General features: G+C 47.9%; 2 protein-coding genes. Both read left to right on the top strand.

What is annotated here, in order from left to right:
* The first annotated feature begins 323 nt into the window (after window positions 1-323).
* Window positions 324-506: a hypothetical protein gene (locus DFP81_RS18055; protein WP_115899270.1), complete on the top strand. Its 183-nt coding sequence runs from the start codon at window positions 324-326 to the stop codon at window positions 504-506.
* Window positions 507-691: 185 nt separating this feature from the next.
* Window positions 692-1966: group II intron reverse transcriptase/maturase (ltrA, locus tag DFP81_RS18050; RefSeq protein ID WP_115899269.1), on the top strand; the 1275-nt coding region annotated here is incomplete at its 3' end.

Raw genomic sequence — 1966 nt, 5'->3', positions numbered from 1 at the left:
TTTTTGTTTGCCCAGCGAAGCTGGCAAACCCGTCAGGTTGAAAGAAACCTGTCTTACCCCGACTGAGGGGAAGAGAATCCGAATCGCAAGGGCGTTGCTGGCCAACGGCAGGGTCTGAAGGAAGCGATAGGAAGTTAACAGTACACAACGCAAGTGAACCTGCTTCGGCAGTTTAGGTGGGTAAGCGTGCAAAATAGCGCAAAGCCCGATACTCAGTCAGACCTAAGCTGTGATTGAGGGTGGAATTGTTAACAGGGAGCCAGTGCAGTAACTGGGGAAGCCTGGCATCGTATCCGATGAGATCGGAAGCCTGAGTACGAGGTGTGAGCCAAGACTTAGGTTGGTGTGAGGTGGCAGATGAATCCGTAGTAGTGAGTAAAGCGCAGCCGATGAAGCCCAGCAATGGTGTGGAGGATAAAACTGAGCTGACCAACAGCATCGAGTTTGTTGGGGCGCCTTTTGGTCAAAAGCTAATGGGTGTTGCGAAGGGAGGAAGTAGACGTTAAGTCTGTGATGAGCAGATGTTTTTTTTTAGTGGTACACGAACTGATGAATCATTAGGGTCTTCCTGCGTGGTGATTTGTGGAAGCAGAAAACTGGAGCTGGAAACCGTACGAGGGAGTAGATCTGACCCCGTTTAGTAAATTGCCATTGAGCTAGAAGGCTAAACCTCAGACTGAAATAGACCAACATGAATAAGAAACATTTTGCCCCCACACAGCGCACAACCCAAGAGAAGAGGTGTCGAGTATATTACAGCTTGTATGGTCACTTGCTAAGCAAGGAGAAACTGTACAAGGGCTTCAAAAAGGTGTGGAAAGCGAAAGGCGCGGCTGGCATAGATAAGCAGAGCCTGAGTGACTTCGCCTCGACGCTAAGTGATGAACTTGATCAATTGCTTCTTGAGCTCAAAACCAAGCAGTATCACCCCCATCCGGTCAGACGGGTAGAGATCCCCAAAGCGGACGGTGGCGTACGGTTGCTTGGGATTCCGACCGTTCGGGATCGAGTCGTTCAACAAACTCTAACCGACATCCTTACCCCTATTTTTGAAGAGCAGTTTCATCCCTCTAGTTTTGGTTATCGGCCAAAGCGAAGCGGCCATGATGCGATCAATAAAGCCACCATGTTTATGCGCCGCTATGGGCTAAACCACGTGGTGGATATGGATCTATCCAAGTGCTTTGATCAGCTGGATCATGACTTAATTTTAAAAAGTCTGAGAAAGCGAATCAAAGATGGCAGTGTGTTGGGGCTGATAAAAGCGTTCCTAAAAAGTGGTGTAATGGTTGGGACGGATTGGCAAGAAACAGAAAAAGGCAGTCCGCAAGGAGGGGTGATCAGTCCCTTGATAGCAAACGTGTACTTGGACGAGTTTGACCAAAAAATGCGTCAACGAGGCCACCGCATTGTGCGCTATGCGGATGACATTCTAATTCTGTGTCGAAGTCGAGTCGGTGCAGAAAATGCACGGGTGCAGGCAACGATAATCTTGGAGAAACAACTTAAGCTCAAAGTGAACGAAGAAAAGACACACCTTACGCACAGTCGTGAGGGTGTAAAGTTTTTAGGCGTGGAAATTGGAAGTCGATATACCAAAATCCAAACTAAGAAACTGTGTTTGTTCAAACGAAAGCTTAAGCAGCTGACCAAGCGCAATGGTGGAAAACCGTTGAGAGAGGTTATCAAGCAGCTGAATCCGCTGTTAAGAGGGTTCAGTCAGTACTTCAGGATTGCCAATGCGAATGGAGAATTCAAGAGAATTGCGCAATGGCTAAGGAGACGGCTTCGCAGTATCCAACTTAAACTATGGAAGAAACCGAAACGGCTGCATCGTAGGCTGAGGCAACTCAGCTATAAGCCGCCGTTTAAGTATATATCCATGACGAGTTGGAGGAATGCGGCGAGTCCGTTAGCCAGTCACGCGATGCCAAACAAATGGTTCGATGAACAAGGTTTAGTAAAT

The sequence above is a fragment of the Marinomonas pollencensis genome, assembly GCF_003387375.1.
Taxonomy (GTDB): Bacteria; Pseudomonadota; Gammaproteobacteria; order Pseudomonadales; family Marinomonadaceae; genus Marinomonas; species Marinomonas pollencensis.
This window is presented reverse-complemented; position numbering and strand designations above follow the sequence as displayed.